At 50.0% G+C, this 17,782-nt stretch carries 20 protein-coding genes and 4 pseudogenes; 3 read left to right on the forward strand and 21 right to left on the reverse strand.

Annotated elements, in window-relative coordinates; genetic code table 11:
* Window positions 1-11: 11 nt before the first annotated feature.
* The 5 genes from BM323_RS16390 to BM323_RS16410 form a co-directional block, all read right to left on the reverse strand.
* Complete coding sequence (locus BM323_RS16390; protein ID WP_008105690.1) at window positions 12-587, reverse strand: TetR/AcrR family transcriptional regulator; 576 nt, start codon at window positions 585-587, stop codon at window positions 12-14.
* The gene (locus BM323_RS16395) at window positions 584-1,177 is read right to left on the reverse strand and encodes an NAD(P)H-dependent oxidoreductase (RefSeq protein WP_008105691.1); all 594 of its coding nucleotides are present in this window, start codon (window positions 1,175-1,177) and stop codon (window positions 584-586) included. The genes BM323_RS16390 and BM323_RS16395 overlap by 4 nt, the downstream gene beginning before the upstream one ends.
* Window positions 1,178-1,311: 134 nt before the next feature.
* Window positions 1,312-5,871, reverse strand: a complete 4,560-nt coding sequence (locus BM323_RS16400; RefSeq protein WP_008105693.1) for an autotransporter outer membrane beta-barrel domain-containing protein — start codon at window positions 5,869-5,871, stop codon at window positions 1,312-1,314.
* A gap of 302 nt (window positions 5,872-6,173) precedes the next feature.
* Window positions 6,174-7,574 carry a YfcC family protein gene (locus BM323_RS16405; RefSeq protein WP_008105696.1) on the reverse strand — a complete coding sequence of 467 codons (1,401 nt, stop codon included), beginning with the start codon at window positions 7,572-7,574 and terminating at the stop codon, window positions 6,174-6,176.
* Window positions 7,561-8,703 carry a M20 family metallopeptidase gene (locus BM323_RS16410; protein WP_091004076.1) on the reverse strand — a complete coding sequence of 381 codons (1,143 nt, stop codon included), beginning with the start codon at window positions 8,701-8,703 and terminating at the stop codon, window positions 7,561-7,563. The genes BM323_RS16405 and BM323_RS16410 overlap by 14 nt, the downstream gene beginning before the upstream one ends.
* A gap of 111 nt (window positions 8,704-8,814) precedes the next feature.
* On the opposite strand from BM323_RS16410, the gene BM323_RS16415 reads away from it, so the two are divergent.
* Window positions 8,815-9,735: a LysR family transcriptional regulator gene (locus tag BM323_RS16415; protein ID WP_008105699.1), complete on the forward strand. Its 921-nt coding sequence runs from the start codon at window positions 8,815-8,817 to the stop codon at window positions 9,733-9,735.
* Between the two features lie 15 nt (window positions 9,736-9,750).
* Here the strand turns inward: BM323_RS16415 and BM323_RS16420 are convergent, their stop codons facing one another.
* The 12 genes and pseudogenes from BM323_RS16420 to BM323_RS16480 form a co-directional block, all read right to left on the reverse strand.
* Entirely contained in the window at window positions 9,751-9,945 is a 195-nt protein-coding gene (locus BM323_RS16420; RefSeq protein WP_323271311.1) for a hypothetical protein, read from the reverse strand.
* Between the two features lie 62 nt (window positions 9,946-10,007).
* A pseudogene (locus BM323_RS16425) lies at window positions 10,008-10,169 on the reverse strand (transposase); the annotation flags it as partial.
* A 112-nt stretch (window positions 10,170-10,281) separates the two neighbouring features.
* On the reverse strand, window positions 10,282-10,758 hold the full coding sequence (locus BM323_RS16430; RefSeq protein ID WP_008105702.1) for a hypothetical protein: 477 nt from the start codon (window positions 10,756-10,758) through the stop codon (window positions 10,282-10,284).
* A 302-nt stretch (window positions 10,759-11,060) separates the two neighbouring features.
* Window positions 11,061-11,564: a VENN motif pre-toxin domain-containing protein gene (locus tag BM323_RS16435; protein ID WP_139221429.1), complete on the reverse strand. Its 504-nt coding sequence runs from the start codon at window positions 11,562-11,564 to the stop codon at window positions 11,061-11,063.
* 207 nt (window positions 11,565-11,771) lie between these two features.
* Window positions 11,772-12,020, reverse strand: a complete 249-nt coding sequence (locus tag BM323_RS16440) for a DUF6966 domain-containing protein (RefSeq protein ID WP_139221428.1) — start codon at window positions 12,018-12,020, stop codon at window positions 11,772-11,774.
* Between the two features lie 277 nt (window positions 12,021-12,297).
* On the reverse strand, window positions 12,298-12,660 hold the full coding sequence (locus tag BM323_RS16445; RefSeq protein ID WP_139221427.1) for a zinc ABC transporter substrate-binding protein: 363 nt from the start codon (window positions 12,658-12,660) through the stop codon (window positions 12,298-12,300).
* Window positions 12,641-12,865, reverse strand: a pseudogene (locus BM323_RS24505) (DUF6883 domain-containing protein); the annotation flags it as partial. The pseudogene BM323_RS24505 and the gene BM323_RS16445, both read right to left, overlap by 20 nt.
* Window positions 12,866-12,892: 27 nt before the next feature.
* Window positions 12,893-13,144 (reverse strand): hypothetical protein, encoded by a 252-nt coding sequence (locus BM323_RS16455; protein WP_008105706.1) that lies wholly within the window; start codon window positions 13,142-13,144, stop codon window positions 12,893-12,895.
* A 315-nt stretch (window positions 13,145-13,459) separates the two neighbouring features.
* Entirely contained in the window at window positions 13,460-13,591 is a 132-nt protein-coding gene (locus BM323_RS16465; RefSeq protein WP_081530077.1) for a hemagglutinin repeat-containing protein, read from the reverse strand.
* 109 nt (window positions 13,592-13,700) lie between these two features.
* Window positions 13,701-14,051 (reverse strand): immunity 8 family protein, encoded by a 351-nt coding sequence (locus tag BM323_RS16470; RefSeq protein ID WP_008105707.1) that lies wholly within the window; start codon window positions 14,049-14,051, stop codon window positions 13,701-13,703.
* 655 nt (window positions 14,052-14,706) lie between these two features.
* A complete protein-coding gene (locus tag BM323_RS16475) occupies window positions 14,707-15,021 on the reverse strand; it encodes a type II toxin-antitoxin system RelE/ParE family toxin (RefSeq protein ID WP_008105708.1) in 315 nt (104 codons plus the stop codon).
* Between the two features lie 2 nt (window positions 15,022-15,023).
* Window positions 15,024-15,299 (reverse strand): type II toxin-antitoxin system ParD family antitoxin, encoded by a 276-nt coding sequence (locus tag BM323_RS16480; RefSeq protein ID WP_008105709.1) that lies wholly within the window; start codon window positions 15,297-15,299, stop codon window positions 15,024-15,026.
* Between the two features lie 240 nt (window positions 15,300-15,539).
* On the opposite strand from BM323_RS16480, the gene BM323_RS24740 reads away from it, so the two are divergent.
* Complete coding sequence (locus BM323_RS24740; protein WP_071531655.1) at window positions 15,540-15,707, forward strand: SymE family type I addiction module toxin; 168 nt, start codon at window positions 15,540-15,542, stop codon at window positions 15,705-15,707.
* Between the two features lie 75 nt (window positions 15,708-15,782).
* On the opposite strand, the gene BM323_RS16490 is transcribed toward BM323_RS24740, so the two are convergent.
* From BM323_RS16490 to BM323_RS24750, 3 genes and pseudogenes are all read right to left on the reverse strand, one after another.
* Window positions 15,783-16,079, reverse strand: a complete 297-nt coding sequence (locus BM323_RS16490) for a contact-dependent growth inhibition system immunity protein (protein ID WP_008105711.1) — start codon at window positions 16,077-16,079, stop codon at window positions 15,783-15,785.
* Complete coding sequence (locus BM323_RS24745; RefSeq protein WP_175501714.1) at window positions 16,076-16,327, reverse strand: RNase A-like domain-containing protein; 252 nt, start codon at window positions 16,325-16,327, stop codon at window positions 16,076-16,078. The genes BM323_RS16490 and BM323_RS24745 overlap by 4 nt, the downstream gene beginning before the upstream one ends.
* Window positions 16,266-16,548: pseudogene (locus BM323_RS24750) on the reverse strand (hypothetical protein); the annotation flags it as partial. The gene BM323_RS24745 and the pseudogene BM323_RS24750, both read right to left, overlap by 62 nt.
* Between BM323_RS24750 and BM323_RS16500 the strand changes: the two are divergent.
* Window positions 16,539-17,144, forward strand: a pseudogene (locus tag BM323_RS16500) (tyrosine-type recombinase/integrase); the annotation flags it as partial. The pseudogenes BM323_RS24750 and BM323_RS16500 overlap by 10 nt on opposite strands.
* 377 nt (window positions 17,145-17,521) lie before the next feature.
* Here the strand turns inward: BM323_RS16500 and BM323_RS16505 are convergent.
* Window positions 17,522-17,776: a MafI family immunity protein gene (locus BM323_RS16505; RefSeq protein WP_008105712.1), complete on the reverse strand. Its 255-nt coding sequence runs from the start codon at window positions 17,774-17,776 to the stop codon at window positions 17,522-17,524.
* Window positions 17,777-17,782 lie beyond the last annotated feature (6 nt).

Consider the following 17,782-nt stretch of genomic DNA (forward strand, 5'->3'; position numbering starts at 1 on the left):
CTCCTGTTCGGTTACTGGTGACGTTCCACCAGCGCCAGAATCAGCGCCTGAAGTTCCGCTAATCCTTGCTGCTGGCTGATATCGCCACATACCACCGCATTAGAAATCGCATCGGCAGCGCCTAACATTCCCCACATGCTGGCTTGCGGCAACGTTGCTTCGGCAAACCAGCCACGGAATTTTTCAATAAAATCGAGCTGGTACTTGCGCTTCACTTCCGCCAGCTCCGGCGAGCTATCAAGCGCTGACAGCACATCCGGGATTTCACGTCCCTGCGTCAACACGCAATCAACGTAACTCGACGCCACCACGTTAGCTCGCTCAACAAGGCTGGCACCGGCGGCATTCATTGCCGCCTCGATAATCGCGTTCTGGCGCAGATCGAAATCTTCATACAGCGCCGCGAGCAGACCGTGGCGTGTACCAAAATGATCGTAGACCACCGGTTTACTGACGCCCGCTTCTTCTGCCACGCGCCCTAACGTCAGCGCATCGCTGCCCTGCTCGCGCACCAGATTCCACGCCACGCTAATCAGTTGCTGACGACGTGCCTGATGCGACATGCGCTGGCGAGTGGGTTGATTCATGCCAATTCCTTCACGTTAAAAATTCGCTGTCCAAGTTGGTGGGCCAGCGTGTAATGCGCGTCGGGATAATTGTCATCGGTTGGCAATAGCAATTCGCTGGTCACCACCGGCGCGCCGCAGTAGCCAAAAATCCCCTCATCGATTTGCGTGCGCATGCTACTGAAATAGCCACGACGCACATAGGTGCGCTGACTTGCCGCGCCCAGCGCCAGCAGATGCACCTGCAAATGGCCGAGCTTTTTCACCACGGTTTGGCCGTCATCATCGTAGGCCCAACCTTGAGTGAAAACGCGATCGATCCAGCCTTTCAGCTGAGCCGGGAACGACCACCAATAGATGGGATAAACCAGCACCAGCGCATCCGCACGGTCCAGCCGCTGCTGTTCAGCCACAACGTCGGCAGGCGACGGCGCAACACTTTTGAACTGATCAAAATCGGCCTGATTGAAGCGCGGATCAAACTGCTCCGCCGCCAGATCGGCAATTTCATAGCTGTGGCCGCCAGCAGCAATACCATGCGCTACCTGAGAAACAAGGTGATGAGTATAGGAGTTAGGATCTGGATGAGCAGTAACAATCAGAGCATGCATAGCGACAACCTCCGTCATGAATAAGCTACTAGTAGTAACTTACCATTGGTAGGTTGTCAATTTTACCGCGCTCGCAACATGTAAAAAAGCCCGCCGTCAACTAAACCGGCGGGCTTGTGAGGGTGACCGTTTTATCAAAACACCCAGCGTACGCCCGCGTTGTAATTCCAGCCTTGTACGCCGTTACCGTCGATCTCTTTGCGGTAATTGGCTTCGGCATACAGCGAGAGATTATTGGTGAAAGCCGCATTGCCGCCGATGCCGGCATCCCACATCTGGCCGAACTTGCCGCTGTTGAAGCTCTCGCTGACGTCGCTGTTGTTGGCACCGACATTCACTTTCGCCGTGCCGCCCCAACCGCGATAGTAGTTAGTGCGCAGATAAGGCGTATATTGCCCGCTGCCGCTGTCCTGCCAGGTACGCGCCAGACGCGCGCCGACGCGGCCAATGGTTTGGTCATAATCGTCATAAGAGACTTTGGTTTGATCGTCGTCGGTGAAGTCATCCATCTTCAAATGCAGATGCAGCAGTTGCGCTTGCGGCTCAAGACGAATGCCGTTCGCCAGCTGGAACGGATAACCACTCTCCAGCGATGCGGTCCAGCCTTTGCCTTTCAACTTCGCCACCTCTTTCTGTCGCGCGATATCGGTGTCGCCACGATGCCAATCGAGTGAAAACGCGCCATCCAGATAGAAGCCACTTGCGCGCTGCCAGGTGCCGTAAATTGCCAGGCTGTCGCTGTCGAAATCGGTTGAGCTGTAACCATCAGCTGCATTCGGTCGGATGCGTGCATTGCCGCGCGTGTAAGCCAGGCCGCCGCGCAGGCTGTCTTGCTCGCCGTCCAACCGCAGTAGGTTGCCGCCGAACTGCACCGCGCTGTAATCGAGGTCAAAGTCGTAACCGTAATGCGACGTATCGAGGTTAGATTTGTACTTCTGGTTGGAGCCGGAATAACGGATGAACATTTCTGCTGATCCGTCTGGATTCTGCCGCAATTCGCCCAGGCGTTGATGTAAATCACCAATGGTTGCCAGGGTGTAATACGCCAATCCGACCGGCGCCGAAATGTAGGAAGGAAGCTGTGGAATGACCGCCGGGCGCACCGCGCCGCTGCCTGCTGTCTGCGGCTGGCAAATGGAACCCTCTTCACAAATAAAGTTATTGGCCAGACGATAATCCCAGGTTGAATTGCCATTCGCGGGTGCAAAGCTGTAAAGCCCGTATTGCCACGGCCCTGCGGCGACATAACCCCGTTGCAGCGCAAAGCTATTGGCGCTGGCGCTACCAGCAACCTGCACCAGAGAAACGCCTTCATTGGGGGAGATCACGCCATCTCGATTGCTATCCGCCAGCGTGGCAGCACTCAGCGCATCGTTGATAAAGGTAGTGCCGGTAACGTTGCCGTTAACGCGTAACGTGTCGCTTTGCGCGCCCTGCGTACGCAACGCCAGCTTGCCACCCGCCGACGCCAAATCACCGTTGATGGTCAACGTGTTGCCCGCCGCGCCGTTGGTGAGATCCAACGTACCGGCGTTGTTCACCACCAGCGAATCATCGGTTTCGCCCGACAACACCGGATTGACCTGATCGCCAACAAACAGCGTTGAGCCGCTATCCACGTTGATGGTGCTGTGCGCCAGCTTCAGATTGTCGGTAAGGGTAAATTGCGTGTTGTAGAAGTTGATGGTGCTCCAGCCCGCGCCGAGGTTGACGCCGCGCGTCAGATCATCGTTGCTGAACGAACCCCCGCGCGCGTTGATCTCGCTAAAGTTCAGCGTGCTGCCGCTGCCGCCTGCGGTGGTGATGTGGCGGGTGTTTGCCAGACTGACGTTAGCAATCGTCGCCACATTGTTGCTGCCGGTTCCCATCGTCACGCTGCCGTCAATGGTTCCGCCGGTGAGTTCGACCACGTCGGTGCCGTTGCCGGTGTTCACATCGCCCACCACGTTGCCATCGACCAGCGCAATCTGGTCATTGGTGGCGCCACCCGCAACCACAACGGTTTCAGGGTAAGGCGCGGTGACGTTGCCTTCATTGATAAATACCGAGTTGCCGCCACGCAGATCGATAATTGGCGAAACCAGGCTGAGCGAAACGATGGTGCCGCGGTTGATCACCTCGCTGGCGGTGCTGGTGACGATCGCCGAGCCGCCATCGGAACTGTTAACGATGATGTTACCGTTGGCGATCACCCGCCCGGTGGTGTTGGCGCGCACACCAGTTGCCGGACCATAAACAAAGAAGCTGTAACCTTGTGGGATGATCAAATCGTTGCTGGTGGTAGAACCATCTTCTTTGCTGAACACGTAGCCCGTCGCGCCTGCGCCACTCACCGCACCGAGCATATAACCGTTGGGATCGAATGAGGTCGCGGAGCGAATTAACGTGCCGCCATCGGTGTTCATCCCGACATCTTGCAGCGAAATGTTGCTGGTTTCCGCGCGATTATTCAGCACAGTGCCGCCGCCAGAATTGTAGAGTCCGATGTTGCTGGCGGTTAACGACGCTGCGCCTTTATCCAGCAAAATGGTGTCTGCACCCGCATTGGCGTTGATGGTGCTGTAGTAAAAATTCGGCCCGGCAGTATCACCATTAATCGTTAGCCCGCCGTTATTGCCTACGCGCACTGCGGCGATGCCGCCTGCATCCATTCTGCTGTGATCGGTCCAATAAACGGTATTGCCTTCGGCGGTATCCAGCGCGACGCCCGAGGCAATTTCGGTAACAGAGCCATCGAAGATATTTCCGCCACCGCGAATACGAATGCCAGTGCTGTTGGGCCCGGTGAGATATATGTAACCGCGCGGCGTGGATTGATAGATCACGCCGTCGCGGATATCAAAAGCAGTGGCATTGGCTCCGTTGCCGGTAATCTGTGCGACATTGGCGAAGAATCCGCCTTGCCCGGTGCCCGCAATGGTATTGTTGCCGTTAAGCTCAATCGGGTTGGTGATAGTCACGTCTGCACCCTCCGAGCTCTGAACCGCAATCGCCCCTTCGCCATTAACGTGATAGCTGTCGGTGCCGTACAAGGTGGTGCCGTAAAGTCGTGAACCGGCACCTGAAGCGACAATGCCGCGTGTGTTGGCACCGCTCAACGTCACATCGGCAGCCACCACCGGATTGAAGATCACGCCGTCACTCAGGCGATACAGCGCCGAACCTGGCGTGGAGACATCATAACTGCCGCCGTTGCTATCGATGTGCGCATAGTTGGTGGCTTGATAACCGGTTTGATTCGGCGCGTAGAAATGCAGTGAACTGGCATCGCTGATGGTTAATCTGGCGTCATCCCTCACATCAACGCCAACCGCGTTTTCGCCATACAGATTGATTCTGCCGTTCTGGGCAAAACTGGCCTGGCTGCCCGAAACGGCAACGCCCGTCGCGCCCTTGCCTTTCACATTGATGGTGCCGTTATTCTCACCGCTGGCATCCTCGATACGGATGCCGGTGCTGTTAATCGCGGTATTGATCACGCCATTATTGGTGAATCGGCTGCCACCGCTCGCATACACGCCGGTGCCGCCCGCGCCAACCGTCGAGGCATCGACGCCGCTGCCATCGGCATTATTGAAAAAACCGCTGTTGATGACGCCGTTGTTAATGCCGCTGCTACCGTTCAACAGTTCCAGTGCGTTGCTGCCAACGCTGGCCAGTTTGCCATCAATCACCGCCGTCGCGCCGTTGCTGGCACGCATCGCCGCGCTGCTGGCATTTACCACTTCCAGAATGCCGCTGCTGCCAATGGTTGCCCTGGCATTGGGGCCATCAGCGCTTAACACAATGCGTTCGCCAATCGGCTGCGTCACTTCGTCGTAGTATTCGTCGGCATCGATCACATAGGCGATCACGTCGCTGCGTAAGGAGAGCGCTTTATTGAACTCGTTGCTGTAGCTATCGGCGGCCAGGTTACCATTTTGCAATTGCTCAATCAGCCAATTGTTGTAGCTCTGCAAACTGCTGACGTTGGACACGTTGAATGAAGTGGTGGCGTTGTCCAGCGTGGTGACGCTAAACGCGCCGCGCCAGGAAACCACGTTGTCGAACCAATGCCCCAGTTGATAGGTATAGGGCGTGTAGGAGCCAAAAAATGAGATGCGGTTGGCGGAGTTCCAGTTCATGGTGCCGCTACCGCTGGCGGTAAATAATTCGCTCTGTTTCGCCGCCATCGACCAGCCGTTGGTGCTGGCGGTGGTTGCTGCGCCCTTCTGCCCGATATCAACATTGATGGTGCCATTGCTGACCTGCGCCACGCGCGCGTTGATATATTGCCCATTATTAACGTTATAAAAATTCGGCAAGGTATTGGTTTCAATGGCGCTAATCGCGGCGGAGTTATATATCTGCACGCTATTATTGCCGCCGCCATTGGCGTCTGGCACGTTAATCACATAATTCTGCGCACCCAGATCGACGCGACCTGAATCTTGCCAGGAATACGAAATAATTCTGCCGCTGCTGAGCAACTGTCCGATGGATATGGTGCCACCGCCGTCCTGACCGGGCGCAAATCGCTGATTGCCACTTAATGTTTGAGTCGAGCCATTACAAATACAAAACACCCCGGCACGATTGTCATTTAATTCCGGCGTAAAAGGCTGAAGCGTCGCCGCCCAAACTGGCGAGGCTGGATTAAACACACCGTAAGCGGCAATAAGGCTAATAAACAGCGGATGCAATCGAAACATCATCGTTCACTCCAGAGAAGCATGCAACGCTGCCGCGATGCGTAAAGACATCGCCAGCAATGGGCTTGGCTAATATTAATTTGTGTAATTGAACGTAAAGAAATTCTGCGACGCGGCAATAACATCACTTTACGCGATACAGTTCCAGCGCGACTTAAGCCAAATAGCGATGATTAGATAACTTTAAGAAAAGGTCGGGGATTGAATACAATTATTCGTGGAACTGAAATAGCGGAAAGGATGTTGATCGTGTTAACAACAATATAAAAATAAGAAGCCACCATTAAGTGGCTTCTTACGATTTATTAGAATGGTCCCCAGTTGATCGCCACACCAATTAATAAGGTAACAACACAAATGGCAAACCAAATCGCCACTACCGGCGCAACGAATTTAATCCATTTGCCGAAAGAGATATTGGCGGTGGCCAAGGCTGCCATTAACACGCCAGAAGTTGGGCTGATGGAGTTGACGATACCTTCACCCAGCAACACCGTTTGCACCGTCACCTGACGGGTTAAACCGAGGTTATCGCCGAGCGGCGAGAAGATCGGGATCAGCAAAGCGGATTCACCGGATCCGGATGAAATACCGAAATGCATCAACGCCGCGCTAATGAACATGCCCACCGCCGCAATGGCGGGATGAACCGGCGCCAGTAAATCAGACAGGAAGCCAACAATCGGATCAAGAATATTGCCCTGTTGCAGCACCACGGAAATCGCGCCAGCCATACCCACAATGAAGCCGCCTTTGACCAATTGCGAGCAACCCGTAAGGAATGTGTTGGCAATGGCAGAACCCGACATGCGACCAATCATGCCGACCATAATCGACAGAATAATAAACATCGCCGACATTTCATTGGTGGCCCAATGCAATTGCACCGTACCAATCATAAATACAATCAGCGTTGCGGCGCAGGTGATCAGAATCAGTTTATGCCGACCAGTAATCGCCAGTGATTCATCATTCTGCGCAATTTGTTCTATTCGCACTTCACCATTATTCCGCGCGCGTTTCACCGAGATAATCAAATAGGTCATCACCGTTAAGACGAACAATAAACAGGTAATGCCGCGCAACAACATGCCAGAGAACAGCGGTAACTGCGCCAGATGTTGGGTTAAGCCGGTGGTGGCTGGACCTAATACCGCAACGTTAAAACCGGCGGCACAGGTTAAATACACCAATGCCATACCAATCATTGGCGATAACCCCAACGGACGCGCCACTAATAAACCGATCGGCACAAACGCCACCACCGAGTTTTGCACCACGCCAGTGGTGCCGAGAATGGCGAATATCACACCAAAAATAATGATAATACGCGTATCGCTAATTTTGGTACTGCGCGACAGTGAATTAAGCGCCGTAGCAATAGCACCCGTCGATTCGATCACCGCTAATAACCCGCCGGTAAACAGAATCAGGAAAATGATCGGCGCGGCTTTGATGACCCCTTGCACAATCGCCATAAAAATTTCGCCGGGATATACGCCCGAACGCGCGACTTCATGCAAACTTCCCTTGATGGCGAAAGTAATGCCATTACGGGTTTCATGATCAAACTTGCCCGCCGGAATAATCCAGGTCGCCACCGCCGCCAGCACCAAAATAATAAACAGCAGCAGATAAGGACTTTGCTCGGTTTTCGCTGCTGGCGGTTGGCGCAGCGTATTTTTCTCAACATTAACCTGAGACATGCGCTTCACCTCCGAGGATCAAGCCCGCCACCAGCGCCGCGCGTGGGGCAATATCGGCAATGATGATATGTTCATGGCGCGCATGAATACCTGCGCCGGTTGCGCCCAAACCATCCAAAGTTGGAATGCCCAATGCAGCAGTGAAATTGCCGTCGCTGCCGCCGCCAACCGCTTTGCCTTCCACGGCGAAACCCAGTTGCTCGGCAACTTGCTGCGCACGCTCCATCAACACCAACGATTCCGGTGTTTGACGCATCGGCGGACGCGATTGTGCGCCGCTAATATCCAGCTTGATGCCAGCTAAATGTGGCGTGATCTGGCTGATTTCGGCGTGAATGCGCTCGGCTTCTGCTTCGCTGGTAACGCGCGTATCAATGCCTAACACCGCTTTATCCGCCACCACATTGATGCGGTTGCCGCCTCGCGCAATTCCCACATTGACTGTGGTGCCGCGCTCCGGCGCATTTAAGCTGTGCAAGAACATGATCTGATGCGCCATTTCTTGTACCGCGCTGATGCCCTCTTCAGGGTTGTTCCCGGCGTGCGCTGCTAATCCGTTGATGGTGATTTCATATTGTCCGGTACCTTTGCGCGCTGTTTTCAGTGCGCCCGATCCCGCCACCGCAGGCTCAACCACCAGCACTTGCGCCGATCCTAAGGCGTGGTGCGATAACCAGGCGCTGGAGCTTGGGCTACCGACTTCCTCATCGCTGCCGCACAGAAACACAATGCGTTTGCCCGCCAGTAAATCGTGATGTTGCAACGCGCGTACCGCCCAGATGGCCTGCACCAGGCCGGCCTTCATATCCAGCACGCCAGGACCGTAAAGCTTGCCGTCTTCTTCACGCATCACCAACTCGCCTTCATCCCAGACGGTATCGAAATGCCCGAGTAATACGGTTTGCTCGTCACCGTTTCCCAGCGTGAACTTCAGATGATTGCCGTAGTGCGGCTGCTCATCAATCTCTGCTTCCACGCCCAAACGTTTGGCAAACAGCGATTGTAAGACCTCGCCACAACGATCCACGGCGGCTTTATTCATTGATGGTGATTCCGCTGCGACCAATTCCCTGATATCCAAAAGAATTTCCTCAGCATGTTGTTGCAGGTAATTTTTTATAGTTTTCATTTGTACTGCCCTCGCATAGTGAATCTTCGAGTATGGAGATAAAAATGCGCTTAAAAAATGGAGATAAAAGGCTATTATTGTTGACCTCAGATCAACAGATAGGAAAAACCTATGGCGATGCTGCTCTATCCCGAAAAATCCATAAGGTATCTGTATGAAGTGGGCAATTACGGCGGTATTCGTCGGGCGGCGGAAGCCTTAGATGTTGATCCCGCCGCCATCAGCCGTCAGTTATCGCAACTGGCGCGGGAGATGCAGTTGCCGCTGCTGGAGCGACGTGGCCGCAATGTTGTGCTGACCGAAGCCGGCAAGTTATTGGCTGAAGATTACGCGCACACCCATCAGCGCCGCAGCCAGTTGGATCGCCAGCTAAAAGATCTGCGCCATAAGCGCGGCGGCTCGATCAAATTACGCGTCGGTCAGGGCATGGTGGATGAAGTTGTCAGGCATGTATTGCAGCCGTTTTCGCAAACTTATCCCGACGTATTCATCGATATCCTGTCGGGCGATATGCAAACCACCGTGTCGCTGATTGCCAAAGGCGACGTTGATATGGCGGTGGGTTTTGGCCCGATTGGTCCTCCCGGTCTGAAGTGTTTGAGTTTTCACCGCGGACCCATCTGTGCGGTGGTGCACAGCCAACACCCCATCGCGGATTTCCTGCAAATTGAAGTGGCCGAACTGGTTAATTATTCGTTGATTGGTATGGACAAAAATTTTGGCATTCAAAGTTATATGAATGCCATGTTCAGTCAGGAAGGATTTATATTCAGCCCGGCTTATAGCTGTAATCTATTTTCCAGCGCCATCGCCTTGAGCCAGGCCGGCATGGGCATCGCGTTTATGACCGCCAAAGTGGTTGAAGACGACCTCATCGCCAAGAACTTAGTCGCCGTGCCGATTCACCATCGCATCGCCCGTGAAAGCCAATGTCACTTATTACGCAGCGCCGATCACCGCTTCACGCCCGCAGCGCAACATTTGTGGCAATTGCTGGTGGCGTTTTTTGAAGGTACGGCGGGAGCGGTTTAATTGATGCTTATTTGATTACAAATTTAATAATGGCTTGCGGCTCTCTTTTGCGGGTTCGGGTTTGAGTTTCTCAACTGGAATTCGGCACATCATCCCAGCAGTTATGCCTATATGAGAGTTATCCGGGAATGACTCCCACTGTCCTATTTCGACACTCGCATGAACAAGTTCGCCTTCGGCAAAAGGTTTGGAAAAGAAAGATCTTCCCATCACGGCACGCTGATTTTTATCACAGTTAATAACATATATTGCCCGTGAACTGGCAATGTAAATCGGCGGATCTCAGACTGGGCATCTGACTGAATTTTATTGGCTGAGGAGTCAGAGCCGTACTTTTTTACCCAGGCATAGAGGCTGCGCGTGGTGATATCAAGACGTGTGGCGACACTTGCAATGGAATGGCCACGATCAACAACCTGTTTAACCGCGCTCATAGGTACCTCTCTTTAAGCCATCTTAAATGACTCTGAGGTGTCTGTTAAACCCGTGGCGATTCAGTTTGAGTCTCTTCAATGTGTCCTCTATCCCCTAACTTTTCCAAACGTGTTAGCTCAAAAGATCAATAAATGAAATATTATATTCAGACGACTCGAAAGGGTTCAGGTTCGTAAAAAGCAACTCATCACCTGCATTAATTACGAAAATGTCAGGGTTGCTATTGAATGATAATCTTACTCCAACTATAGCATTGTCATCCTGTGAAAGAATAGAGTGAAAATTATTAGGGCTTAACCCAATATAACGTGAATAAGGCTCTGCATCCGAAATATCCATAACTATTTCCTTTCCATACTCGCCTAAGTCTCGATTAATTAACCAACCACGCTCTAATGCAAGAGTGGATCCATCCCTACCGCATGAAAATTGATATTCCTCATTGCAGCCTGAGAATTTTATTTGCAATCTTTGAGGAGCATCTAAATCAGGACCATCAAGGAAATAGATAAGACCATAAATAGCCTCTATCTCTTTATCAAAGGATTTTTTGGCCCATATTTTCATGTTTTCCAATGAGCTGTTCACCTTGCATCTCCTTTTAAAGAATTTATCATTTAGGTGTTTTCATTTACACCGTCCTTAAGAATTGTGACAAAGCTTCCATCAGGTTTTGTCACCACTGCGTCATTTCTTTTTATCCTGAAAAACACATCTCTACGGCTTGCCCCAGGTCCTATACTTTGGCCAGCGAACCTTTCAGGAATTACTTCATCTGGATTTTCCCTATATCATTGATTAATTCTACAACCGGACCTGACGCCACAGCCACCTGGGAGGCGTCAGTTCAGAGGCCTTCGAAAAGGCCTCGTCGTGAGGACAGGGAATGTCTACAGGTTTTGGGGTTCAGTGCAGGCAAGGCCCCCTTCTAAGCCTGCTGCCAACTGGCTCAGCGCACTCACTGTCTGCTTCTGGCTTTCTGTAAGGTCACTGACCTTAACGCCAGGATACATTCCCGACACTATCGCCCAGGCTATCAGCTCACCACCTGCGCCTCCAGCAGCACCGGCCGCAGCATCTCCACCGCTAATCTCTGCCAGAATCGCACCTGCCACGGCGTGAGCCATGGTGTTTGATACCAGATTAGTCTTTTCTGTGCCGTCAGCGTTGTATGATGTGGTGGCTTTCTTTATAGCATTAGCAATATATGGTGCCATCGCGCCGCTGGCTGCCGCGCCCATGTTGTTGGCACTTAAGCCGCCAAGCGCACCCGCGACTGCACTGGCCACCATCGAATAAGAATTTTCCAAACAATCTTGACGGGCGCTTTGGTAAAGAACCAAACGCCAAATTTGTCTAAATCCGGCACATACTGACTGGATATTTACACTCAAGTAGGTGATTTTTGCTAATTCTGTCTAATGAATTTTCAGTTATACAAGGCTCGGTTCCTTAAAGAATCGCATATTGCTTAGGTTATCTCCTTGAAGTAACAACGCCCATTTACATGATTTTTTAATCATTTATGACGCATGATAATTCCTTTGAAGAACATCAGAGCTCCAAGGTTAAACGATTTTTACGACGTCCATATCTTATACTTAGAGAATATTATTAATCCATTTGAAATCATCATATAGTTCAGATCTGATTTTATCGAACTCTTCATTTTCATCGATGCTGATCTTTCCATTTATATAAATCAATAAATCATTTAGCGACCCCATTCCACCATACAAACTCAAAAAATCTGAACGGGCTCGTTCGGGGGAGTATTCGAAATCATTAGCAAGACTTCTAATGCTTGCCGACCAATCATTATAGCCGCCTAATTGCAGCAGTACGGCCATACGATTCATTTTTTCTATTATCCTAGACTTATCTTCAGACGTCATTTTAGTGGTTTTATCTCTATGATTTCGGTGCCTGCTAAAGACAACGGCTTAGGTACGACAATTTGCTGAGTTCCACCCACGTAAAATCCGACTCGTCCTTGCCGGTTGAAGCTATTTTCAGCTCACCGTCGCTCTGCAACAGCTTCAGCGCGTAGGTCGCCTGCTGCACTCCTTCCTTCTCGGATATCGCCAGGATTTTGTGCTGCAGTGAGGTTTAACCAAATTTCTTTTATTATGGGCCTACCCACGTTAATTTAGACTTCAAATCATCAGGTACTATATTAAATAACTCTTTAATATAAGTAAGATGGTAATTGTAATTTGGCGATATATCCTCATTGCATTTTTCAACGTAATATTTTGCTTGATTACTTAAAAACCAAACATCATGTTCTGTAAACCTTTTCTCCAAGATAGTAACAGTTAAATTATGAACAAGCTCAGCCTCCAGGTAGCAAGATAAATTAAGTATTTTTTCTTTCTTTTCTAGTCGCTGTATGTTTCTTATATAAGGTAGCGCAAGCCCTAACATTTTTACGTATATTTCATTTTTATACATGTAGCCATCCTCATGATTAATATTCATAAAATCCATCACCTTCTTGTCGGCATAGCCGAAGCTCCAGCCGGAGCATTTTTACTGTGTTAATTTTTATACTTTCCTTAACCTTAGAAAATAAACCACCAACATAGAATTGGTTAGATCCTAAAGCTGATTCAAAAGCTTTTTCTTTATTAACCCCTTTCGGATGCTCTGTGTTCAATGCATAAACCGTTAGTTTATTAACATCTATAATTGCTTTGTCCGCATTCCAGAATCAATGCTATTATTTCAACCTATTTTTGTTGACAGTGTTTAATAGACTTTCAAGCTCAATTCCATATTCATTCGGCTCAAAATCTTCAGTGATACCATTCAACATAAATTCATTAGATATTAAATTGCATATAACTTCAACGTCATCCTCAGTAAGCTCCCCTGAAATTGCTTTTTCAGCAAGTGACCGTTCATACACACTACCATGACTTAATATTTTGAATATTAATTCCTTATGATAAACGCTCAATAATTCATTCATTTTGCCGTTCCTAATGATGATTTGGCCCAACCAGTAACTACCTTTCCATCTTGGTTTACAACAATCACTGCGTCATCCCCTGTGTATCTAAAGGTTGGCCCATACTTTGATGGTACGTACTCTATATTGTTAGGGCTAGCCCATGCGTTATCCATTGCTATTTTGCTAACACCTATACCACCATCCCTGCCTGCCATCTGATCCAATGCATGTTGGGAATAACTCGTTATTTCAGTTGGCGCTCTAACCCCGGCAGCTTGCTCGGCTCTAAGTTGCATATTCAAGCGAATCGCGTTGAGAGAAGTTTCCTCCCCGTTAATGGTTGGCGCCGTTGATCGTGACGTCCTGACCCGCTTTCACCGTCAGGTCGCCCGCTGCCGTCACTTCGCTGTTATGGTGGGTAACGCTGCTGCCGTTGCCATTAGCACTGCTCTGGCTGGCGGCCATTTACCACCGGCCAGCTGCCCTGATATTCACCGTTCCGATAAGTGATTATCCGGCTTACTAATGAGTAAGTGGCTGGTAAAACGATCTTGACGCGATTCCTAGAGGCATTTCATTTAAGCTGATAGTCTTCATATTCCCAAGCAAAAAAGTGAGAGAGTTTTTGTGCTATCTCCGTCCAGTCATTGCCTTCACACCGATCGATGTAACCTGTGATGTTTTTTTTAATTTCGTCCAGATCGTATTTACGCACCAGAAGCGTATGCCGCATCAGTTCCGGAAGCCAGAGGTGCTCGCAAAGCCATTCCGGGGTACAAATACGGAGATCGAAGTTGTCTGCCCCAGAGCTATCTTCACCTCCAATACGCAATAACAACCGGAGCGAAAAACGCTGCTCATCTTCCGGATGAAAATTATCCAATTCAAAATCGTCATTTGAAATATTTTTCAAAATAGCCTTCATTTTTATTTCCTATTCTATATAAAGATGATCATTACCAATCTTACTCCTATCTCCAGTCGTCGGGTCTTATTACAACAAGCCTAAGTGTGCTCAAGTTAAAATGACGTTAAGCTGTAGAAACCCGTTCTTAAAATAAATCCCATTTAATTAGCTTTATTGACACAATCCTGAGCGCCTGTGCATCCAATAACACTCTGATGCTGTTCTGCATTAAGCTTTTTATAATTTTCAATGACGTTCTTTTCACAGTCAGAATTGCCCCTGCACTGTGTCATTTCGTGAGCGCGTGACTGGTTCTGCTTAAGAGTCAGCCGACGCTCACCGCTTTTCCCTGTGCAGTCAGCAGCTTGCAGCACATTTTTGTCGGTGCGTTTCCGGGACCAGAGTTTTTTGCCCCGATGCGCTTTTTGCCACTGTTATGAATAATCAGCCGCCGTGCATTACATCAGTGCTGCCGCTGTGATTACTGCTGCCCTTCACCTGATGCACCCGTTACCGATTTTGTGTTTGCTCACTCTGACCAAAACCGAACCGGGCAGATGATAATTCGCCTGGCAATAGACGATTGCTCACTCCATGCAAAGGCTCTCTACCCCAGGATAGAACACAGCATGCTTATAACGAGCCGACGACCCCATTACTGCGCCCCTGGCACTCAGTCCGCTTCATCGCTAAGCAGATCATTTTCGTAATCCTGCCCGCCGTGCCATACACCCAGAACACTCACTGTCTTATCTCGGACCATAAAGGCGATGATTGTTCTCTTGCGATAGTTCGTAACTCTCAGCCCTGGCAGGATATCGTCCCGGCGATTTCCCCGATGCGGAAAACGCTCCAGAGACTCACAGTAACTGATAACGCCTTCCGTATAGCTCAGAGCCGTTTCCGGTGTCGCCGCCTTTGCGATGTACCGATACAGTTCCGCCAGTTGTTCTTCCGCTTCCGGTGCGAATACTACCCTGTAGTCCATTGTTACTCTCCGGTTGCCTTCCTGTGCTCGGCTTTCAGTCTGTCCCTGATATCGTTACCACTGAGGCTTTCTGTTTCACCGCGTTGCAGTGCTTCCCAGGCCGGTACAACCTTTTCCCGTAGCCATTGTTCCACCGCATTATCACGAGCCATCAGCGCCCGCAGACCTTCCCGGATAACTTCACTCTCTGAGGCATATTCGCCACTGGCAACGCGTGCTTTCACCTGTGCCGCCATTTCATTCGGCAGCGTGATACTCATCTGCTGTGTTGTTCTCATTGGAACACCTTCACTCCGCTAAGTAGGATTAAATCCTACTTCCTTTTTTCGGCATTGTCAGTGATCTTTACCTCGTTTTCTTCGATTTTAGTCAGGCATTACCTCAACAACGTGCTTAAGCGCAGCAGCAGGAGACAGGCAGCTGACAGAGAGAATTTTTGGCGCGGACTGAACGTGGTGAGACGTCGACAACCCTCTAGCCACAACGACTAGAGGAGCGAGTTACTATGGCTGAACTGCATCAGAAGTCAGAGGTGTCATACGCCCGCAAGCTGTCACCGGCTTTACAACGCAGGTTATGTGCGAGATTACCGAAACTTCACGCAGCCACCGGCCATCACCCTGAAGGGGTACTGGATGGCGGCGCTGGGGTTTGAGACCGGGCAGAAGATCGAGGTGATCACGTAGCCGGAAGAGATGATCATCCGGCTGGCGATAGCTGGCTGATAATGTAAAATCCCGGCTCGGTGGCCGGGGTTTTTTTTAGCTTAACTGATCAGCAATGTGTTGTAGCCACGATTCTGATGAGTCCCATGCATTAGGGTAGTAATAGTTACAATCCATTTTATTAAGCAATATGTCCTGCAATTTGTCCTCTGGCAGAGCAAGTACAATCAGATTTTCTATTTCAGTTTTCATCTTCGACTGCTCTTCTGCTGTTTCCGTCACTCGGTAAGCTGCTATGGTTTCATCAGCGCTACCGAACAGCACATCAAAATCCTGATGGAAATAACTTGTTAAAAAATAATTCAATAATGGATACTTTTCTTCAATATTCACGGTGTTGGATATCCTGTAATAATTTTATACCCATCAGGCATAGAAGAATCTCTTCCATTAACAACTTTCGCATTTGTTGCCTGAACTGCACTTGTTGAGCCATTTGTAACACTAATACCAATCGCAGAGGAAGATTGGTAGTTAAGTGTCAAATATCCCTTTTGATTACCAGATAGATAGCTTTGGATAGCGGCTGCCGGTCTGGTGAAGAACGGTGTTGCTGACGTAACGCGTATCAAATGCCGCATCTCCAAGGAAGCGGTAATCGTTGTCAGGCTTGTGGTTCAGCCTGTCCAGCAGATAGGACGAACCGAGGAAAGTATTCACGTCGGTATACTGCTGACGGGTTTCCTGTGGTGCGCTGCCAGGCTGTTTACCCAGAAACTAATTGAGGTCACCAAACAGGCTGGCGTCCAGTTGCCAGACCGTTTAATTTCGGGTTTACGGTGATGAGATAGGGACTACTGCTGGTCAGGCTCCAACAAGATGGAGCAGAGCCGCGATTTGGCATTTCTGCATGTGGCATATGCCACGTTGCTGCGTGTCAGTGAACTTGGACATCTGCGTGTGCGGCATCTCTCTCGCGCAAGATGGCCGAATCTTTCTAGATGTGGCCTGGACCAAACCGATTGTGATGACCGGTGGCCTGATAAAAGCGCTGGGCGATCTGTCGTCGCAAAGACTTACGGAGTGGCTAAATGAATCAGGGCTGATTCACAAACCGGATGCATTTATCTTCGGTCCTGTTCACCTCACTAATTGTGCGACAGCCGTAACGCTAAAGCCTTTGTCTACTCGGGCGCTGGAGGATATTTTTGCCCGCGCATGGCGTGAAGCAGGCTCCGGGCAGGATGCGCCGCCAAATAAAAATCGTTATCGGGGATGGTCAGGCCAAAGCACTCGCGTGGGCGCTGCGGTCGATATGGCCACAAAAAATATAGCACTGCGCAAATTATGCAGGAAGGTACGTGGACGAAACCAGAAACGGTAATGCGATATATCCGGCATGTTGACGCTCATTCCGGCGCTATGGTCGACTTCATGGATAATTACGCTCAAAACTAAGAACTTAAGTCTACAGTTAGTCAACATTAAAAGCATACGGTGGCTTTGATCTTAGTATCGAAACTGTTCAACCTTTACTCTGCCTCAGCGTTGCCACAAATAAAGGAATATTATCCTGCAGCTTGCGATAGCTCAGCGTTTGGTAAGACAGGAGTTAACGCGCCTGCGACCTACCACCGACTTTAAACCGTGCATTATGTTCGAGAGCAGGGGAACCACAACGTAACGGGCCATCCTCCGGAGGTGCACTGAATGATGGCACATGGGTTCAGGCTGGCCGAAAAATCGTGGTGATCCCGAGGTTGGTAGAGATGAACACTTAGCTGACAACTGCTGGGTGATAAGGTAAAACCCCGGTTTGGTGACCGGGGTTTTTATCATACAACCAACTGTTTCATATGCCTAAATGGAGCATCATTCACATCTAACCCCATGTCTTTTGCAAGCGCTATCACTTCGTCATACTCTGCTTGATTGAGTGCTACGTCATACTCACATATATGATCACAGAGAATCTCCAAAGCCAAGGGCTCCTCATTAAAATTTATATAATCCAAAGCACCTTTTAAAAGCTCCTGGTCTAACTTGTCATCAAGCTTGCGTCCAAAGTTAGTTATTCGATCAGCAAACATCCCTAA

The organism is Pantoea sp. YR525 (assembly GCF_900116775.1).
GTDB lineage: Bacteria > Pseudomonadota > Gammaproteobacteria > Enterobacterales > Enterobacteriaceae > Pantoea > Pantoea symbiotica.